The 18,313-nt window shown below is 72.5% G+C and carries 17 protein-coding genes; 12 read left to right on the forward strand and 5 right to left on the reverse strand.

All coding sequences use genetic code 11. The annotated features are described in order from the left end of the window. Positions 1 to 11: 11 nt before the first annotated feature. From MXD95_RS10555 to MXD95_RS10565, 3 genes are all read left to right on the forward strand, one after another. Positions 12 to 1,310, forward strand: a complete 1,299-nt coding sequence (locus MXD95_RS10555; protein ID WP_250640392.1) for an alpha/beta hydrolase — start codon at positions 12 to 14, stop codon at positions 1,308 to 1,310. A 163-nt stretch (positions 1,311 to 1,473) separates the two neighbouring features. Next, on the forward strand, positions 1,474 to 2,436 hold the full coding sequence (locus tag MXD95_RS10560) for a rhomboid-like protein (RefSeq protein ID WP_250640393.1): 963 nt from the start codon (positions 1,474 to 1,476) through the stop codon (positions 2,434 to 2,436). 194 nt (positions 2,437 to 2,630) lie between these two features. After that, a complete protein-coding gene (locus MXD95_RS10565) occupies positions 2,631 to 3,833 on the forward strand; it encodes a beta family protein (RefSeq protein ID WP_250640423.1) in 1,203 nt (400 codons plus the stop codon). 89 nt (positions 3,834 to 3,922) lie between these two features. Here the strand turns inward: MXD95_RS10565 and MXD95_RS10570 are convergent, their stop codons facing one another. Both MXD95_RS10570 and MXD95_RS10575 read right to left on the reverse strand, forming a co-directional pair. Continuing rightward, the gene (locus tag MXD95_RS10570) at positions 3,923 to 4,129 is read right to left on the reverse strand and encodes a lasso RiPP family leader peptide-containing protein (RefSeq protein WP_250640394.1); all 207 of its coding nucleotides are present in this window, start codon (positions 4,127 to 4,129) and stop codon (positions 3,923 to 3,925) included. 161 nt (positions 4,130 to 4,290) lie between these two features. Continuing rightward, complete coding sequence (locus tag MXD95_RS10575; protein WP_250640395.1) at positions 4,291 to 5,811, reverse strand: MFS transporter; 1,521 nt, start codon at positions 5,809 to 5,811, stop codon at positions 4,291 to 4,293. Between the two features lie 46 nt (positions 5,812 to 5,857). Here MXD95_RS10575 and MXD95_RS10580 point away from each other — a divergent pair, with 46 nt between their 5' ends. From MXD95_RS10580 to MXD95_RS10590, 3 genes are all read left to right on the forward strand, one after another. Beyond that, complete coding sequence (locus tag MXD95_RS10580; RefSeq protein ID WP_250640396.1) at positions 5,858 to 6,010, forward strand: hypothetical protein; 153 nt, start codon at positions 5,858 to 5,860, stop codon at positions 6,008 to 6,010. Between the two features lie 68 nt (positions 6,011 to 6,078). Continuing rightward, entirely contained in the window at positions 6,079 to 7,068 is a 990-nt protein-coding gene (locus MXD95_RS10585) for a helix-turn-helix transcriptional regulator (protein WP_250640397.1), read from the forward strand. 108 nt (positions 7,069 to 7,176) lie between these two features. Then, a complete protein-coding gene (locus MXD95_RS10590) occupies positions 7,177 to 7,911 on the forward strand; it encodes a ribonuclease FAU-1 family protein (RefSeq protein ID WP_250640398.1) in 735 nt (244 codons plus the stop codon). 78 nt (positions 7,912 to 7,989) lie between these two features. Here MXD95_RS10590 and MXD95_RS10595 read toward each other — a convergent pair whose 3' ends face one another. Next, positions 7,990 to 8,463: a TIGR03668 family PPOX class F420-dependent oxidoreductase gene (locus tag MXD95_RS10595; RefSeq protein WP_250640399.1), complete on the reverse strand. Its 474-nt coding sequence runs from the start codon at positions 8,461 to 8,463 to the stop codon at positions 7,990 to 7,992. Between the two features lie 275 nt (positions 8,464 to 8,738). Between MXD95_RS10595 and MXD95_RS10600 the strand changes: the two genes are divergently transcribed. From MXD95_RS10600 to MXD95_RS10615, 4 genes are all read left to right on the forward strand, one after another. Then, entirely contained in the window at positions 8,739 to 9,842 is a 1,104-nt protein-coding gene (locus MXD95_RS10600; protein ID WP_250640400.1) for an Rv2578c family radical SAM protein, read from the forward strand. 178 nt (positions 9,843 to 10,020) lie between these two features. Next, on the forward strand, positions 10,021 to 11,664 hold the full coding sequence (locus MXD95_RS10605) for an ABC-F family ATP-binding cassette domain-containing protein (protein ID WP_250640401.1): 1,644 nt from the start codon (positions 10,021 to 10,023) through the stop codon (positions 11,662 to 11,664). Between the two features lie 64 nt (positions 11,665 to 11,728). Further along, positions 11,729 to 12,814, forward strand: coding sequence for a phospholipid scramblase-related protein (locus MXD95_RS10610; RefSeq protein ID WP_250640402.1), 1,086 nt, complete (start codon positions 11,729 to 11,731; stop codon positions 12,812 to 12,814). Between the two features lie 461 nt (positions 12,815 to 13,275). Beyond that, complete coding sequence (locus MXD95_RS10615) at positions 13,276 to 13,845, forward strand: P-loop NTPase family protein (RefSeq protein ID WP_250640403.1); 570 nt, start codon at positions 13,276 to 13,278, stop codon at positions 13,843 to 13,845. A gap of 108 nt (positions 13,846 to 13,953) precedes the next feature. Here the strand turns inward: MXD95_RS10615 and MXD95_RS10620 are convergent, their stop codons facing one another. Further along, the gene (locus MXD95_RS10620) at positions 13,954 to 14,700 is read right to left on the reverse strand and encodes a class I SAM-dependent methyltransferase (protein ID WP_250640404.1); all 747 of its coding nucleotides are present in this window, start codon (positions 14,698 to 14,700) and stop codon (positions 13,954 to 13,956) included. A 120-nt stretch (positions 14,701 to 14,820) separates the two neighbouring features. Here MXD95_RS10620 and folD point away from each other — a divergent pair, with 120 nt between their 5' ends. Then, positions 14,821 to 15,690, forward strand: coding sequence for a bifunctional methylenetetrahydrofolate dehydrogenase/methenyltetrahydrofolate cyclohydrolase FolD (folD, locus tag MXD95_RS10625; RefSeq protein ID WP_250640405.1), 870 nt, complete (start codon positions 14,821 to 14,823; stop codon positions 15,688 to 15,690). 405 nt (positions 15,691 to 16,095) lie between these two features. Next, on the forward strand, positions 16,096 to 17,520 hold the full coding sequence (locus tag MXD95_RS10630) for a lipopolysaccharide biosynthesis protein (protein ID WP_250640406.1): 1,425 nt from the start codon (positions 16,096 to 16,098) through the stop codon (positions 17,518 to 17,520). On the opposite strand, the gene ureG is transcribed toward MXD95_RS10630, so the two are convergent. Beyond that, positions 17,517 to 18,287 (reverse strand): urease accessory protein UreG, encoded by a 771-nt coding sequence (gene ureG / locus MXD95_RS10635; RefSeq protein ID WP_250640407.1) that lies wholly within the window; start codon positions 18,285 to 18,287, stop codon positions 17,517 to 17,519. The genes MXD95_RS10630 and ureG overlap by 4 nt on opposite strands. Positions 18,288 to 18,313: the final 26 nt, after the last annotated feature.

Here is an 18,313-nt window from a genome sequence, read left to right on the forward strand (position 1 = left end):
GGGGTGAGCCGGTGGGATCGCTGGTCATCATCGGAAAATGGTTCCTGCTCACGCTCGGCGCGCTCACGGCCGCCGCCTGGCTGGGCTGCGCCCTAGCCGTCCGCCGGCTGCGGCGGGGGCGGCCCTTACCGGTGAAAAACGGCCGGGAGGCGCAGCCGATCGAACCCGCGCCGCTGTCGTCAGCGCTGCGGTCGTCAGCGCCGCGACGGCCGTTGGCACGACAGCCAACGCCGCGGCGGGCAGGGCGCCGGTATGCCGGGCGTGACCGGTCGTGGTCGGGCCGGCTGCTGCTCGCCGGGGCAGGCGGCCTGGCCGTGACGCTCACGCTCGCCACCGCCGCCGACCTGGTCAACGCGCACTACAGCTATCTCCCGCGGCTCGACGACGTCCTCGGGGTGCACTCGTGGCCCACCGCGTCGTCGCGGGAGGCGGTGGCCGCGACACCGATACGCACCCATCCTCAGGGGAGCGTGGTGAGTCTCGCCGTCCCCGGCGTCCACAGCGGCTTCGGCACCCAGCAGGCACTGGTGTACCTGCCGCCGCAGTACTTCACCGAGCCGCGCGTCCGCTTCCCCGTCGTGTACCTGATGCACGGCTCGCCGGGAGTGCCCGTCGACTGGTACCGGGCGAACCGGGCCGCGCAGACCGGGGCCTGGCTCGCGGGCCACGGCCGACCGGTGATTCTCGTCGCGCCCAGGCTGAGCAACGGGTGGCTCGACGACAGCGAGTGCGTCGACCGGCCCAGCGAGCACATCGAGACCTACGTCGTCGACGACGTGATTCCCACCGTCGACGCCCGGCTGCGGTCCCGGCCCGACCGCGCCGACCGGATCTTCGCCGGCATGTCCGCCGGCGGATTCTGCGCGCTCAACCTCGGCCTGCGCCACCGCGACCTCGTCGGCACGATCATCGACATGTCCGGGATGGACCGCCCGACCCACGACGGTGGGATGATCGGTCTGTTCGGCCATCGACCGGACCTGTCCCACGTGGTGGCGGCCAACACTCCCGCGGTGTACGCGGCGCACCTGCCCGCGACCCCGCCGATGCGGGTGTGGCTGGACTGCGGTCGCGGCGACCGCGAGTCCTACTCGGACACCCGGTACATGGCGGCGACCCTCGGTGCCCGCCCCGGATTCCAGGTGGAACTGCGGCTGCGTCCCGGCGGCCACGACTTCGGCGTGTGGCGTCCGGCGCTGCGCGACGGCCTTGCCTGGGCGCTGGAGGTCCGCACAACGGTCACTGTTCGCCTGCCCCTGCGGCCTGCGACGACCGCCCATCACACCAGGTCCCGCGCCGTCCGCGCCTGACCCGACGGGGGGATGAGCGGACCGGCGCGGGGAATGTCAGTGCGCGGCGGGGCGTTCGTTCGAGTCAGTGTGCTCCGGGCCCGGCGCCGACTGCGGCGGTGCCGTGTGCCGCGGTGCGCCGTGCCTGCCGTGGCTGCTGTCCTTTTCGGGCGGGGGTACCTGGGTGAAACGACCGTGGCGCAAGTCCGACCTGTCCTGCGGGGCGTCGATGTCCGGGTTCCGGGCTCTCGGCGGCCCCACGTCTGCCTCGCCGCGTCCGGTCCGGGTCGCGCTGGCCCCGGGTTGCGTGCCGCTGCGGACGGCCCAGCCCCCGGCGTCGTCGATGCCCGCGGTGTCCGCCCTGCCCGGCGGCTCCGGATCGTCGAGGGTGACAGTGCGACCGGCGCCCACCAGGCCGACAGGCCGGCCGGTGTGGGGGGCGTGGGCGGGGTCTCCACGTGACCGCCGCGCCGCGGTGGGCAAGCGTGCCGCGTGGCTGGCGGCGCTGCCGCGCCGGTATCCCGTGACGGCGATGCTGCTGGCGGCGCTGCTGACCGGACGGATCCTGCGGGGCGTCACGCCGGAGCTGGTGCACCACTGGTGGTGGGCGACCAGCACCACCCTGAGCCAGCTCGCGCACCGCCCGCTCGGCGTCCTGATCGGCAGCATCCCCTGGGTGACCGGGGGACCGGTCGCGCCGTGGCTCGTGCTGGCGGGGCTTGCGGTTGGCGGCCTGGAGGCGACGGTGGGCAGCGTGGCGGCGTTCGCCGTCGTGTTCGGCGGGCACACCGTCGCCACGGTGATCTCCGAGGGGATCCTCGGCCTGCGGGTCGCCTCGGGAAACCTGCCGTCCAGTGCCCTGCACATCCTCGACGTCGGTCCCAGCTACGTCGTCGCCACGGCGCTGGCCGCCGTCGTGGTCCTGCCCGCCCGTCGCCGGCTGCGTCTGATCACCGCCGTGGTCCTGGTCGCCGTCGCCCCCGCCATGCTGTTCGACCTCATCCACGCCGACGTGGACGGCATCGGGCATACCACCGCCTTCGCCCTCGGCGCCCTCGCGGCCTCTTTGCCCGCCCTGCGCCGCCACGCGACCAGGCGAACGTCCGGTCGAGCCCGCGTCGCCGAGGAACACCAGCAGCCGGCCTGATCCCCTTGCGCCGAGGGCTGGCCGGGCCGCTGGTGCGGTTCAGAACGGCAACGGTGGCCACGGTCCGGAAGGTGACGGGGGCCGGGCGAGCCGATGGTTGCGAGGGAGGGCGTGGCGGCCGGCCAGGCGTCATCGCAGGGCTGGGCAAACCGAGAAGTATGTCTGTCTTAGATGGATTAAGGCGGAAATTGAGTGTGCCGGTGGGCTGTTTTTTTGGAAGGACAAAGACCTTCGAGGTCGAGAAAGTAGTCAATCGATTGCTGAAGGTATGTACCGTGCTGTCAGGAGACGTCGGATCCGTGGCGGCGGCGGGAGAGATCATCTTGACCGAGGGGCATCGATATATGCCGATCCTGCTGGCCCGGCGCGGTGAGCGGGCGGCCCTCGGGCTCCTGTCCGCCGCCGCGCGACAGGGCCTGGTTCCTCTCCTTGTGATTCCGCCACCGCCCATGGATGGGGGACGGCGCCCCGGTTCGCACCTGATCGACGTTGCTATGGAGCTCGGTCACGGCTGGAATGGCCGGATGTTTGTCGATCTTGGCTACTTTCAGGAAGGGATTCCCGACTATGCGGTGCATCCGCTGGCGTCGTTCACCGACGATCTGGCGCAGTTCGGGATTGCTGCTGTTCCCGTGACTTCGCCGACTCGGGCGGTTGTGTACAACGCGGCTGTGGCCGCACTGCATCGCGTGCGCGCGTGCGGTGTATGTCTCCGTCTCGGCCCGTTCGACTGGCCGATGGGCCATCGAAGCCATCGAAGCGCCGCGGTCGAGGAGCTCCTGCGGTTTTTGGGTGTCAGCCCGGCCGAGACCGATCTTGTGCTGGATCTGGGCGTCGCGATCCGAGACGGCCCGAGCGAGGCCCTGCAAGCCTCGGGCATTGCCCTCGCTCATCTCTCCTACGCTCGGGAATGGCGAAGTATCGCTGTTGCGGGAACTGCTGTTCCCCGCGACATGGAAGGCATCTATCCTGGGCTCTCACCCATCCGGCGGGCGGAGTGGACGAATTTCCGAGCGCTCGCCGAGAGCTCGTCAGGCCGGAGGCCGGTGTTCGGCGACTATGCTATTGTCAGCCCAGATACGTACGACCGACGGTTCGATTCCCGGCCATCCGTAAGTGCTGCGTTGCGCTACGCGAGTGCCAATGACTGGATTATGGCTAAGGGTGGTCAGTATCTGCGTAAAAACGGTCTGAAGTCGGCAGCGATGAACCTGGTTGCCGACCTGCTGTGTGAATCCGAGTATTTCGCCGGCCGCCAGCACTGCGGCGCCGATGAGTGGATCACGGACGTTGCGAGTGGGGCCAGTGGTGGAAATCCGGAGATGTGGCTGAGATACGGCACTATCCACCATCTCACGGTGGCCAGCGAGCAGCTCGCCGGCATCTTCGGTCCCTGAGTCGGCCATCTCCCGCGGCGGCTCCACGCGTACGGGCCCAGGCGGCCGTCGCCGGTCCGCCCGGGCGGGCAGTGCTCTGTGGCCGATGGCTACCAGCCGCCGCCATAGCCGCCGTAACCGCCATAGCCGCCGTAACCGTCACATCCGTAACCGCCCCAGCCTCCGTAGCCGCCCCAGTGGCGGCCCCAGCCCCAGCCGCCGCCACCACCGCCGAAACCGGCGACGAAGAACCCGTGGGTCACGGCCTGGAACGAGCCCTGCGCGCGCAGAGCCGGTGCTTCGTACTGCGCTGTCATGAGATCTTCCTCCGTTCCCGTCCCTGTATGCCGTGGTCGTAACCGGTTGTCGCGGCCACATCACCATGGTAGAAGGATGGGGTTCACTGCCGGTTCAGCCAGGGTCGTCCCGACGCTGGCTGGCGATGCCAGCCGCGGATTCCGGCTGGAGCTGGGCGCCGCTAGGCCACCGGGGCGGGTGCGCTGCCTGGGATCTCGCCGGCGGGCCGGCCGCCGTCGATCGTCTGCGCCGGCACGTCGCGGACCGGCGGCGCCTGGTCGCCGGAACCATCCGCGCTGGTGGCGGTCGCGCCGATCCCGGTTCCGGTGACGGCCGCGCCGACCACGACGGCGGGGCGGTCGCGGCGACCGCGGATGAGCAGAGAGGCGCTGGCCGCGGCGAGCAGGGCGAGCGCCGCCAGGGCCCAGCCGACGCCGTTCTCGGCGTGCCGGGTCGCGCCGTCGCTGCCGGCCAGGGTGAGGAACAGGGTGCCGACCGTGGCCACGCCGATGACCTGACCGAGCTGCATGAGAGTGAGCAGCAGGCCGCTTGCGTCGGGGGCGTCCTCGACCGGGACATGTTCCAACGCCACCGACATGATCAGTGGCATGACGCCGAGGCCGAGGCCGATCAGAGCGGTGACGATCTCGTAGGCGACGCCGCCACCAGCGGTCGGGCCGATAAACAGGTAGGAGAGGGCGGCGAACGTCAGCCCGACCGGGATCGCCGGGCGGCGCAGTCGGGGCGACAACCGCGGGACGGTCAGGCTGACCAGCGCGAACGCCCCAACACAGGGAACGAACGCGAGCCCCGAACGCAAGGGGCTCATATGCAGCTCCCCTTGAAGGTGCAGGGTGGTGGTGAACAGGAACGCCCCCCACGTGGACGGCGCGAGCAGCAGCGCCCCGCCAGCGGCGGGCAGCCCCGGCGCGCGCAACACCCGCGGGGAGATCAGCGGCCGTCCCCCGCCGGCGGCGACCCGCCGCTCCACCAGGACGAACATGCCACCGAACACGCCCGACGCGGCGAGCGAGGCGAACGTCCACGCGGGCCAGCCCAGGTCGTGCCCGAGCACCAGGGGCAGGACAAACAGCAGCACCGCCGCGCTGACCACGACCAGGCCCGGCAGGTCGAGCGCGGGGCCGCCGTGCCCTCGGTCGGCGGGCAGCACCAGGGGCGCGACAAGCAGCAGGGCAAGGCCGATCGGCACGTTGACCAGGAACACCGCCCGCCAGCCGCTGCCGAACAGGTCGGCGCTGACCAGCAGGCCGCCGACGGCCTGCCCGACGACGACCCCGCCGGCGACGACCGCCGCGAAGTAGCCGAGTGCCCGGTTGCGCGCCGCGCCGGAGAAGTTCCGCTGGATGAGGCTCATCACCTGCGGCGTCATCAGCGCCGCGGCCGCTCCCTGGGCGAACCGGAAGCCGATGAGCGATCCGGTCTGCGGCGCGAGACCGCAGGCCGCGGAGGTGAGGGTGAACGCGGCGAGCCCGGCGAGAAACGCTCGGCGGTGCCCGAGGATGCTGCCCAGTCGCGCCCCGGTGATCAGCAGCACCGCGTAGCTGAGGATGTAGCCGGCGGCGACCATCTGCAGGCCGGCGTCGGAAACGTGCAGGTCGACCCGCAGCGTGGGCAGGGCCACGTTGACGATGCTCACATCGAGGATCGCCATGAACTGCCCGACCAGAACAATCGCCAGCATCAGGCCGACCGGCACCCGCCGTGCCGGCGGATCACCACGACTTGAGGTGACCGACGACGACACGGCCGACCTCGGGGCATCGGACGACGGCACTGCCGGGGGCGACATCGGGGGCGGGGCGGTGGTGGGGGAGGTCGCCGAAGCCGGCGAGGTGAAGCGGAACATGCGCCTGATCGTGCTCGCGTCCCGATACCAGTAACGAGAGCCCGTTGATACTGGTACTGACAACACCTGGCACAACCACCGCCGACCGGTCACGCTGGATCCATGACGACGACGCCCCCGACCATGCCCGGCGCCGTCCGGCCCGACACCGCCGCGTCGCGCGGCCGCCGTCACGCTGCCACGCCGACATCGGCGCTTAGGGACGGTGCCACTCCGGGCGCCGCCGAGGGCGGTCGATCGGCACCGGACAGGCGTGGCGAGCTCGCGTCGTTCCTGCGCAGCCGGCGCGGGCGGATCACCCCGCACGATGTCGGCATGCCGCCCGGCCCCCGGCGGCGCACTCCGGGACTGCGCCGCGAGGAGGTCGCCCAGCTCGCCGGTGTGGGCGTCACCTGGTACACCTGGCTTGAGCAGGGCCGGCCGATCAACGTCAGCGGCCAGGTCCTCGGCGCGGTGGCGCGCACCCTGCGCCTGGACGCCGCCGAGCGCGCCCATCTGTTCCGTCTGGCCGACGTCCCGCCGCCGGCGTCCACCGGGGACGAATCGGCCGAGATGCCAAGTGACGTGCTGGAGATCCTCGCGGCCCTCGACCCGCTGCCCGCCGCGGTGACGAACGCCCGCTCCGACCTGCTGTGCTGGAACGACGCCTACGCCGCGCTGCTCCCCATGATCGTCGCCCTGCCGCCTGAGCGGCGCAACTCCATCTGGTTCGCCTTCACCACGCCGACGTGCTGTAACCCGCTGCGCAACCTGGAGGAACAGGCCGCCGAGCAGGTGGCGGTCCTGCGCTACCGCTACAGCCAGCATCTGGGCGAGCCCGGATGGCACGCGTTCGTGCGGAGGCTGAGCGAGGTCAGCGACCTGTTCGCCCGCCTGTGGGCGACCCAGAACGTCTCCCCGCCCCGGCCGTGCGCCAAGCTCTACCACTACCCGGCCGTAGGTGATCTCGACATGCGGATCACCCACCTCGACCTCACCGGCCACCATGGCATCCGGCTGTCCGTCAACACCCCCGCCGACGAGGTCACCCGGACCCGCCTGGCCTGGCTGCGCGCCCACCCCGAGGCCGCCAGCTTTGACCACGTCCACTGACCCGGTGGCCGGCGGGGTTTCTGGGCTGCTCCGGCCGGAGGCGGTCGTTCTCCCGACTCCCCGGGTTGTGGCGTGCCTCGCACGGCGCCGTACAGTCAGGCCGTGACGATGCCGGACAGTCCTGCACGCGGTGAACCCGGCCCCGCGTCGTCCCCGTCGACGACCTTCACGGGGGGTGAGCGCGGGCCGGGTGCGGGTGCGCCCTACACGCCCGGCGAGGTCGTCGTGCACCGGTCGTTCACGACCAAACGGCTCGTGTTCGTCCGCACAGGCCACGTCGTCGGCCACGACGAGCGCGGCCTGCGGCTGTGGATCCCGCACGGCTGCCCGATGGCGGTCGAGCTCAGCGCCGACGGCCGGGGGCTGCGGGACATGTCGTTCGCCGAGTGGATCCGCCAGCCGACGGTGATGACGACCACGGTCTGGCGTGGCCCGAACATCTTCATGCTGGTTCCCTCGCAGGGCGCCCACTCGGTCTGGTGGTTCTGGGACTGGCAGGGGCGTTTCGTGCGCTGGTACATCAACCTGGAGGAGCCCGCGGTCGCCTGGCGCCGCGACGGGCTGGTCGGTGTCGACACCACCGACCACGATCTCGATCTCTGGGTCACCCCCGCCCGCACCTGGGAATGGAAGGACGAACACGAGCTCGCCGAGCGACTCGCGTTCCCGGAGCACTACTGGGTGCCGGACCCGCACGCGGTGCGCGCCGAGGGAGAGCGGCTGCTGCGCCTGGTCGAGGCCGGCGCCTTCCCCTTCGACGGGACGTGGACGGACTTCCGCCCCGACCCGTCCTGGGAGACCCCCGCGAGCCTGCCACCGGGCTGGGATCGCCCACGCGCCTGAGCCCCGGTCCGCCATGCCGCGGGCGTCGCGTCCATCCGCACCGAACGCACGCGGGCCTGGGCCGGCAGCACCGAGAACCTATGGATCTTCATCAGGCGCGGCGGCGGCCCATCCTGACCAGCGCAGGTGGGACACGATGATCGCCGGCCCGCTCGGGGGGAGGATCTGGTACTGCGGGTAGCGGGCGGCGAGCGCCCCGACGGCCTGCGTGTGCTCCCGTTCGCCGGCCAGCACGATGCGGGCGAGGCCGTCGGCGCGGGCCCACCACAGCTGTGCCCAGTCATCGTCGTAATGGTCGGCGAGCAGGCTCACGGCGGGATTGGCCAGGATGTCCCGCAGTCGGCGCAGACCCGTCCGGGTTCGCTTGGGCTTGTGATCGACCGCGGTCACGATCGATGCGCCGCCGCTGTGATCCACCGCGTCGAGGCGGGCCCGCGTGACCGCGAAGGTGACCGGCACCACCAGCGGTGGCCCGCCCAGCCCACTGGTCGCCAGTCGGGCCACCCGGGCCCGCGCGAACCATCGCATCGCCTGCTCACTGTTGAACCGCACGACCTCACCTCGCTCCTTGGCCGGTACGCCGACGCCGGGATCTCGCCCGTACGCTGACGCCGGGATCCGCCGACCGCGCCGGCCAGCGTCGTGCGGGCATTCGGGCCTGCCTGCTCGGACCGCACCGGCCGTGGTTCGACCTGCTCCACCTGGCCTGCAGCGACCCGCTGTGCTGCGACCCGCCGTGCTGCGACCCGCTGTGCTCCGACCCGCCGTGTCGTCCGCTCCGGGCGTGCCCACTGGACCCGCTGTCGAACATATGTTCTCATACTTTCATGCGATGGAGCCACCTGGCAATCGGGGACGACGGGCAGTCCGGTGCGGAGCAGCCGGCGGCGCTGCTGCACCGCGGCGCGGTAGCCCGCACCTTCGACACCCCCGAGTTCGCGGGCGTCACGTTCTACGAGATCCACGCCCGATCGGCGCTCAACCGTGTGCCGCCCGCGTCGCGGATGACCTTCCGCTGGACAGTGAATCCCTATCGGGGCTGCACCCATGCCTGCCGGTACTGCTTCGCCCGCTCCACCCATCGCTGGCTCGATCTCAACGCCGGGGAGGATTTCGACACAAGAATCGTAGTCAAGGTCAACATCGCCGAACGGTTGCGCACCGAGCTTGCCGCGCCTCGTTGGCGCGGGGAGCACGTGGCGATGGGTACCAATGTCGATCCCTACCAGCGCGGCGAAGGCCGATACCGGCTCATGCCGGGGGTGATCGGCGCCCTGCGCGACGCGCGGACCCCTTTCTCGCTGCTGACGAAGGGCACGCTGCTGCTGCGCGACGCGGACCTGTTCGCCGAAGCCGCCGAGATGACTGACGTCGGCGTGGCGGTGTCGGTCGGGTTCGTCGACGAGGATCTGTGGCGCGGAGTCGAACCCGGAACCCCGGCCCCGCGGCGGCGGCTCGCCATGTGCGCGGCGCTGCGGGAACGTGGCCTGCGGGTCGGCGTGCTCATGGCGCCGATCCTGCCCTACCTCACCGACTCGCCGGCCGCGCTCGCCGCGACGGTCGACGCCATCGCCGACGCCGGCGCCGCCTCGGTCACGCCGATCGTCCTGCACCTGCGCCCTGGCGCCCGTGAGTGGTACCTGGCCTGGCTCGCCGAGCACCATCCGGCGCTGGTCGGGCCCTACCGTCGCCTCTACGGCGACGGCGCCTACGCGGCCCGCTCCTATCAGCAGCGGATCACCGGGCAGGTCCGCGCGCTGGCTGAGCGGGCCGGCATCGGTCGAGGCGCGCCACGGCCCGGACCGGGTGGCGGTGTGGCCGCAGGTGCCGCGAGCTCAGTGGGTGTCGAGCAAGCGGCGGGCGTCGCCGGCGCGGCGACCCTGGCGGCGCCTCGCCAGGGCCAGCTCGCCCTGCCCGGGCTGGCCGGATGACCGCGTCCGCCGTGTGCACGGGGGTGGGCGTGCTCGGTGTGCTGCTCGCGGGGGTGGTCGTCGTCGTGGCGGCAGCGGCGGTTCTGCCTGCGGGGGCGGTGCTGGTGGCGGCGGGGATGCCGGTGCCCGCGGGTGGGTACGTACGCGCTGCCTGCCGGGTGTGCGCGAGACTGGCGGGATGTCCGCCACGCTCATCGCCTCCGGCCTCACCGTCAACCGCGGTGGGGCGACCGTTCTCGAGGGGATCTCCCTCACAGTGGCGCCCGGCGACCGGATCGGCGTGGTGGGGCCCAACGGTGTCGGCAAGTCGACGCTGCTGCGCGCGCTCGCCGGGCTGCTGCCCCTCGATTCCGGCCGCCTCGATCTGGCACCGCCCACGGCCGGCGTCGGCCTGCTGCCCCAGGAGCCCGACCGGTCACCTGGGGAGACCCTGCGGGCGTTCCTGCACCGGCGTACCGGAGTCGGCGCCGCCCAGCAGGAACTCGACGCGGCGGCCGAGGCGCTCGCCACCGGTGGCCCAGGCGCGGGCGACCGGTACAGCGTGGCGCTCGAACGCTGGCTCGCGCTCGGCGCCGCCGACCTCGACGCCCGCGCCGAAGAGGTCTGCGCCGACCTTGGGCTGCCCGCAGACGCGCTCGACAGCCAGACCACGGTGCTCTCCGGCGGTCAGGCGGCCCGCGGGTCGCTCGCCAGCGTCCTGCTCTCCCGGTTCGACATCACGCTGCTCGACGAGCCCACGAACGACCTTGACTTCGACGGTCTCGACCGGCTCGAACGCTTTGTCCACCAGGTCGCCGGCGCGCTCGTCGTCGTCAGCCACGACCGGGAGTTCCTCGACCGCACGATCGATACGGTCGCCGAGATCGACCCGTATCAGCATGGCCTTACCCTGTTCGCCGGCGGCTGGGCGGCGTACCTGGAGGCACGTGAGGTCGCCCGCCGACAGGCCCGTGAACATTACGAGGACTACGCCGGGGAACGCGCCGACCTTGTCGCCCAGGCGCAGCGGCAGCGCGAGCAGTCCGTGCGAGGAGCGGTGCGGGCCAAGCGGCGGGCGCCCGACGGCGACCGATCCGCCCGGGGCGCGCGGATCGAGGCGGCGACGAAAAGCGCCGCGCGGGTGCGTTCCCTGGAGACCCGCCTCGGCCGGCTCGATGCGGTCGAGGAGCCGCGCAAGGAATGGCAGCTGCGCATGGAGATCGCCGTCGCGCCGCGCTCCGGTGACGTGGTCGCCGCCCTGCACGGTGCCACCGTGCGGCGTGGTGGATTCACCCTCGGCCCGGTTGATCTCACCATCGCGTGGGCGGACCGGATCGTCATCACCGGGCCCAACGGGGGCGGCAAGTCGACGCTGCTCGGCGCTCTGCTCGGCCGGATCGCCCTGGACGGTGGCGGGCAGTCGCTCGGTTCCGGGGTACGTCTCGGCGAGATCGACCAGGCCCGCGAACGCTTCCGCGGCGAGCAGACCTGCATCGCGGTCGCCGAGGCGGTCACCGGGTGGCCGGCCGGGCAGGTACGGACCCTGTTCGCCAAGTTCGGCCTCGCCGCCGACCAGGCGACCCGCCCGGCGGCGTCGCTGTCCCCGGGCGAGCGTACCCGGGCCGGGCTCGCGCTGCTGCAGGCCGTGGGGGTCAACTGCCTCGTCCTCGACGAGCCGACCAACCACCTCGACCTGCCCGCCATCGACCAGCTCGAACAGGCGCTCGCCGGCTACGCCGGGACCCTGCTGCTCGTCACCCACGACCGGCGCATGCTCGACGCCGTGGCGGTCAACCGCCGGCTACGCGTCGCCGGAGGCCGGGTCACCGAGGAGTCCGCCTGAGCGTCGCGTGCCTGACGAGCACCCACTCTGGCGGCCGGCCAGGTTGGGGTGCAACAGTGACGACATGACACAGAACGTCCCGCCCGGCTGGTATGCCGACCCGAGCGGGCAGTACGGCTCCCGGTGGTGGGATGGCAACCAGTGGACCGACCACACCCAGCCCGGTCCGCCGCCGACCCCGCCCACCCCGGCCGCCACATCCGGCCAGTCCCACCACACGGACCAGCCCCATCGTGCCGGTAAGTCGCCCCAGGCTGGCCAGGCGCAGAACATCGGCCAGGGCGGCTCACGCCCCGGGCAGGTGCCGTATCCCGGCCAGGGTGGTCAGTACGCCGGTGAAAGCGGTCAGGGCCCGTATGCCGGCCAGGGTGGCGGGGTCCCGTATGCCGGTCAGGGTCAGTACGCCGGGCAGGCGGGTGGTCCTGGTGGGGCGGGCTGGGGTTCGCCGCAGGGCGTGGTGCCCGAGCCAGTACGGACCAAAGACACCCCTGACAAGGTGCAGCAGCAGGTGCGCGAGCTGGCCGGGGTAGCCCCCATCGGGCCTGGCGGTGGGTCGCTGTTCAGCGAGCCGGTGCTCGTCGTCAACCAGAAGACCAAGCTCATTGAAGTGACGAACGAATACGCCGTGTTCGACCAGCAGGGCCGGCAGATCGGCTCGGTGGTCGAGGTCGGGCAGAGCGCGCTGAAGAAGGCAGTGCGGGTTCTGTCCTCGTGGGACCAGTTCCTCACCCACCGGCTGGAGGTCCGCGACGCCGCCGGCGTGCCGCAACTACTGCTGCACCGACCCGCCAAGGTATTCAAGTCCAAGGTCATAGTTTCCGCGCCGGACGGCACCGAGCTCGGTGTCATCGCCCAGCAGAACGTCTTCGGCAAGATCCGTTTCGACCTGCAGTCCGGCGGCGCGACCATCGGGGCGATCAAGGCCGAGAACTGGCGGGCGTGGAACTTCTCCATCGTCGACCACACCGAGACTGAGGTAGCCCGGGTCACCAAGACCTGGGAGGGACTTGCCCGGGCTATGTTCACCACGGCCGACAACTACGTCGTCCAGCTGCACCGCCCGCTGCCGCAGCCGCTGCTGAGCATGGTCGTCGCCTCGGCGCTGACCATCGACACGGCGCTCAAGCAGGACAGCCGCGGCCTCGGCTGACCGGCCCGCCCGGGCCCGGGCCGCGAGGTCAATACTCCGGGATCGAGGCTCCGGGATCGGGCTCCGGGATCGAGATGTGGCGGCCTGCCGGCTCCCTGCCTGCCCTGACCGATCCGGAGCCTCCGCTGACCGATCCGGAGCCTCCGCTGACCGATCGGGGGTCGGCGCGGCGCCGGCCGCACGGCCAGAGTCACGTTCCGTAGCGTGTTTCCCGACGTCAGGCCGGCTGAAGATCCAAGTAGGTCGTCGTGGGGGAATTTGTGTCCGATTTGCCCCCCACGGCGACCTGGTTAGCCGGATCATGCTCTGCGGCGCTACGCGGAGTGGCGGTCCTGGGTGCCGCCGGGACGCTGGCCGCGGAGTGCCGCGCCGAGGCGTGGCTTTCGCTCTCCCGACGATCGCCGCGGTGGGAGACTGGAGGCGTGAATGCGCACGGGACGTGCCCCGAGGGCCCGCCATCGATGACCCCTGACATCCAGCGGGTCCTGGTCGTCGGAAGCGGTGGCGCGGGCAAGAGCACGCTGGCGCGGGAGATCGCGCGCCGCGCGGGCCTGCCGGTGATCCACCTCGACCGCCACTTCTGGCGGCCGGGCTGGGTGGCCACCCCGGTGGACGAGTGGCGCGCGGTCGTCGCCGGTCTCGTCGCCCGTCCGGCCTGGGTGATGGACGGCAACTACGGCGGCACGCTGGACCTGCGGATTCCCGCCGCCGAGCTGATCGTGTTCCTCGATCTGCCGCGACGGGTCGCGATCAGCCGGGCGCTGCGCCGCTGGGCGCGCTGGCACGGGCGCACCCGTCCCGACATGGGGCCAGGCTGCCCCGAGAAGATGGACGTGTCCTTCGTGCGTTGGATGTGGACCTATCCTCGGGACAGCCGCGACCGGCTGCTGCGGGTGTTGGACGCCCACGGTGCCGCCGCCCGCGTGGTGCGGCTGTGCAGCCCCCGGGAGGTGCGGGCCTGGCTTGGTGCCGCCGCGGCGCCGGGCCTGCCGAGGATGCGCCCACTGTCCGCCGGCCCGGTCGGTACCTGACGCGTCCGGAGCGCCTGCGGCGGCGTCCGGCCTGTTTCGAGACGGCGCCGGGCTGTGCGGCGCCCGGTCTGCCGTGAGACGGCGCCGGGCTGTGCGGCATCCGGTCGGTCAGTCCCGTTCGAAGATCCTGGCGGTGGAGCTGCGGCTGCCCGGGCGGGCCCGGTCCTGGTCGGGCAGGGCACGCAGCTGGTCGAGTGCCGGCGCCACCGCCCGCGCCCACTCGGCGTCGTCGAGGTCCCACAGGTGCGACCAGACCCGGGACTCGACCTGGTCGGCGGCCTCGCGCGGGCTGAGGATGCCGCGATCCTCCCGAGGGAAGGTGAACGTCTCGGCCAGGCGCAGCCCACGCTCCGCGGCAAGTGCCTGGACGGCGTCGGAACGGTCCTGGCGAAGCTGGAAGGAGCGCAGCGCGGCGCGCAGGTCGCCCAGCACGGCGCCGACGTCGCTGGGCTGCGCGAGCTCCCCACCGCCGACGACGGCGAGGCGCCCGCCGGGGCGCAGCACCCGGGCGAGCTCGGCGAGGACCGCGCCCGGGTCACCGACCAGGTGCAGGACATGCACCGCCAGGGCGCCGTCGATGCTCGCCGGGCGTAGCGGCAGCCGCGCCGCGTCCGCCCGGGCCAGCCGGCCCGGCACCCGCAGCCGGGCATGCTCGAGCATCTCGCTGGACAGGTCGACGCCGAGCACCTGCCGCCCCTGCCCGGCGAGGCCGGCCGCGATCAGACCCGTGCCGACCCCGATCTCCAGCAGCCGCGCGCCGGGTAGCCGAGGGGACAACGCGGCGGCGACGTGGCGGCCCCGCTCCGCTCCGCCGCGGGTCGCGTCGTAACGGTCGGCGATACGGTCAAAGTTCACGGAGGTCGCCACATCCGCCAGGCTATGCCGGCGGACCAGGGGCGACACCGTCAGCCGGGCAGGAGCAGCCGGGGAAGCCGGGCGTCCGCGCCCGGGAGCCAACGACGGCGAAGGGCCGATATGAGCGCAGTGATTATTGACGGTAAGGCCGTGGCGGCGCGGGTCCGGGCGGACGTTGCCCGGGACGTCGCCGAGTTCCGCGCGGCGACGGGGATCCAGCCGGGTCTGGCGACCGTTCTGGTCGGCGACGACCCGGCGTCGGCCGTCTACATCGGCGGCAAGCGCAAGGCCTGCGTCGAGGCCGGCATGGCCGACCTGCACCAGCACCTGCCCGCCGACACCGCGCAGGGCGAGGTCGCGGCCCTGCTCGACACGCTCGCCGCGGATCCGGCCGTCTCGGGGATCCTGCTGCAGCTGCCGGTGCCCGCGGGCCTGGACGGCGCGGCGCTCGTCGGGCGGATCCCGCCGGGCAAGGACGTCGACGGGCTCACCACCGCGAGCGTCGGCCTGCTCTCCCGCGGTCTGCCAGGGCTACGCCCGTGTACGCCGTCGGGCATCCTCGAGCTGCTCGACTCCTACGCCGTGCCGCTTGAGGGCGCCTCGGTGGTCGTCGTGGGTCGCTCGGAGCTGGTGGGTCGCCCCGTCGCCCAGCTGCTGATCAGCCGCAACGCCACCGTCACCATCTGTCATTCCCGTACGCGGGACCTGGCCGCGGTCTGCCGGGAGGCGGATGTGCTGGTGGTGGCGGCCGGCAAGCAGGCGATCATCGGCGCGGACGCGGTGAAGCCCGGGGCGACCGTCATCGACGTCGGCATGCACCGCACCGACGCCGGGCTGCGCGGCGACGTCGCGTTCGACGCGGTCCGCGAGGTGGCAGGTCTGCTCACGCCCGTCCCGGGTGGCGTGGGGCCGATGACGATCGCCATGCTGCTGCGCAACACGCTGATCGCCGCTCGCGCCGCCGCCGCCGAGCCGGGCACGTCGGGCTGACCGGGGCTGCGCCGGCGGTCCACAGGGCCGTGCTCGCGGTCGACCACGGGCCGCTTCCGCTGCGCGAGGTAACGGGTTCGTTCTTCCGCGTTTTGTGGATCGATTCCTCGACGGTGAATGTCACGTGAGGGGTGATTCCCGGGTCCCGCTTATCCTGCCGTCCGGTGATTCTCGCCCTCGCGGGAAAGCGCGCCGGATCCCGCCGCCGAACATCGTTCTCAACCCCTCTCCGAGGGGTGAGAGGGCCACATGATCCGCGCACGTCTGGCTGTGAGATGCCATAGTGGCCTTTGTGATTGGGCGGAGCCGGAACAGGCCTGAGCGCAACCGGTCCGGGCGGTTTCGGCCCGGCCCGGGCCCGGCGGGCAGCGACTTGGACCTGGCAGGCGGCGGGACGTCGGCGCGATGAGGGGCCGGAACCTCGTCGTCGAGCTGCTGCGCGGGCCGATGCTGCTCGCCGTGGCCGGCAGCGTCGCCAACGGCCTGAACCTCGTGATGAACCTGGTACTCGCCCGGGTGCTCGACGAGCACGGGTACGGCGCCGTGGTCATGCAGACGAACATCTATCTGGTGCTGGCCGTGGTGGGCACGGCCGTGCTCACCGCCGTCGTGCACCGCGATCTGGCCCCGACCCAGGCCACCGGACCCGCGCGCACCGCCTGGATCGAACAGCTGCGCCGGGCGTCCTGGTACCTGGCGCTGGTCGCGGCGCTGCTCGCGGCGGCGCTGTGCCGGCCGGTCGCGACGCTGCTGTCCTACCCGCACCCGGTCGCGATCGCCGAGGCCGGGGTGGCCGCCGGACTCTGGCTTGCCGTGTGCGTCGAACGGGGACTGTTGCAGGCCCGCGGCAACTACCCGGGGCTTGCCCGGAACATGGTGTTCGAGACGGTGCTCCGGGTGTCCTGCATCATCGCCGCCGCCTGTGCCGGGCTCGGTGTGGACGGCGCGGGACTGGGCCTGCTGGTCGGCGCGGTGACTGCCACCGCGGCAGCCAGGGCGGCGGTCGCCCGCACCCCCGCCCTGCCACCAGCTCCCGCCGGCGCCGCCCCGCCTGCCGGCGCCGCCCTGACCGTCCGCGAGGTCGCGCCAATCCGCGAGGTCACGCCGGTCGGCGTGGGTTCCGCTCCGGTCCAGCTCGTCGCGGCACCTCGTCGCACCCGCACAGCGCTGGTCGCGGACACCTCGGTGGCGCTGGCAACCCTGATTCCCCTGGCGCTGCTGCAGTACGTGGATGTCGTCATCGTGGGCTGGCGCAACCCGAGCGGGGCGGGCAGCTACGCGGCGATCTCCACGGCATGCAAGATCCCGGTGTTCGTCGGGCTCGCGGTGGCGAACTACCTGCTGGCCGAGGCGGCCAGGCAACGCCGCGAGGGCCGGTCGGCATCCGCCGCCCTGGCGATGGCGATCGGCATCGTCGTCACTCCGGGACTGCTGCTGGCGGCGGTGGGTGCCGTCGCGGGCCGTCCGCTGCTGTCGTTGCTGTTCGGGCCGGGCCTGACCGGGTCGGCCGACGCCCTGGGGGTGCTCGCGCTCGCGACGACCTGCCTGTCCGTCACCCTGCTGTTCGCGAACTATCTGCTGGGCGCCGGCAACCGGCAGATCGTCTGGCTGCTGGCCGGCTGCACCCCGCTCGCCACCGTGATGGTGGCGCTCGCCGACGGCCGGCCTATGCCCACCGCCCTCGCCCTGCTCGTCAGCCAGAGCGTCACCGCGGTCCTCGCCGGCGTGCTGGTCGCGCGCGAGCACCGCGCACTGCGCGCCGCCGCCGGGCCGCCGGCCGACGAACGCCTGCCCCCCGCGCAGACCCTTCTCGCCGCGCGCGGCCGTTAGGCGGCGGGGGAGGCGAGCGTGGCGATCTGAGCCCGGACCCAGGCCGTCACCTCGGTGGCCGTCGGGTCGGTGGCAAGAGAGGTGAACAACACCGGGCGGGTGCCGCGGGAAGCGGCGGCGTCGCGGGCCATCACCGAGAGGTCGGCGCCGACGAACGGGGCGAGATCGGTCTTGTTGATGACGAGCAGATCGCTGCTGGTCACCCCCGGGCCGCCCTTGCGCGGCACCTTGTCGCCGCCGGCGACGTCCACGACGAAGATCTGCCGGTCGATCAGTCCGTAGCTGAACGTGGCGGTCAGGTTGTCGCCGCCGGACTCGACGAGGACCAGGTCCAGTGGGCCGAGTTCGGCCTCGAGATCCTCGACGGTGTCCAGGTTGGCGCTGATGTCATCGCGGATCGCGGTGTGTGGGCAGCAGCCGGTCTCGACCGCGCGGATCCGCCCCGGGTCGAGCACCCCCGCACGGCGTAGGAAGTCGGCGTCCTCGGTGGTGTAGATGTCGTTGGTCACCACGCCGAGGCGCAGGGTGGACGACAGGGCCCGGCACAGGGCCGCGACCAGTGCCGTCTTGCCGCTGCCGACCGGCCCGCCGATGCCGATCCGTGGCGCCCGGTCCTGCGGGCCCGCACCCGGGCCTGGCCCCCCGGCGGGGAGGGCGTCAGTGTGGCCGCGGCCGGTCCCGCCGCCGGCGGGGAGGGCGTCAGTGTGGCCACGGCCGGTCCCGCCGCCGGCGGGGAGGGCGTCAGTGTGATCGTGACCGAGATGCATCCTGCTCGTTCTCCCGAGGCTGCGGT

The organism is Frankia sp. AiPa1 (assembly GCF_023243075.1).
Classification (GTDB): domain Bacteria; phylum Actinomycetota; class Actinomycetes; order Frankiales; family Frankiaceae; genus Frankia.

Bases quoted from the DNA above. Each gene is read 5' to 3' on its own strand.
- MXD95_RS10570 (WP_250640394.1), bottom strand. From the start codon at position 4,129: ATGACAGCGCAGTACGAAGCACCGGCTCTGCGCGCGCAGGGCTCGTTC.
- MXD95_RS10575 (WP_250640395.1), bottom strand. From the start codon at position 5,811: ATGCTGGCGATTGTTCTGGTCGGGCAGTTCATGGCGATCCTCGATGTG.
- MXD95_RS10585 (WP_250640397.1), top strand. From the start codon at position 6,079: ATGACGACGACGCCCCCGACCATGCCCGGCGCCGTCCGGCCCGACACC.
- MXD95_RS10590 (WP_250640398.1), top strand. From the start codon at position 7,177: ATGCCGGACAGTCCTGCACGCGGTGAACCCGGCCCCGCGTCGTCCCCG.
- MXD95_RS10600 (WP_250640400.1), top strand. From the start codon at position 8,739: ATGCGATGGAGCCACCTGGCAATCGGGGACGACGGGCAGTCCGGTGCG.
- MXD95_RS10605 (WP_250640401.1), top strand. From the start codon at position 10,021: ATGTCCGCCACGCTCATCGCCTCCGGCCTCACCGTCAACCGCGGTGGG.
- MXD95_RS10610 (WP_250640402.1), top strand. From the start codon at position 11,729: ATGACACAGAACGTCCCGCCCGGCTGGTATGCCGACCCGAGCGGGCAG.
- MXD95_RS10615 (WP_250640403.1), top strand. From the start codon at position 13,276: ATGACCCCTGACATCCAGCGGGTCCTGGTCGTCGGAAGCGGTGGCGCG.
- folD (WP_250640405.1), top strand. From the start codon at position 14,821: ATGAGCGCAGTGATTATTGACGGTAAGGCCGTGGCGGCGCGGGTCCGG.
- MXD95_RS10630 (WP_250640406.1), top strand. From the start codon at position 16,096: ATGAGGGGCCGGAACCTCGTCGTCGAGCTGCTGCGCGGGCCGATGCTG.
- ureG (WP_250640407.1), bottom strand. From the start codon at position 18,287: ATGCATCTCGGTCACGATCACACTGACGCCCTCCCCGCCGGCGGCGGG.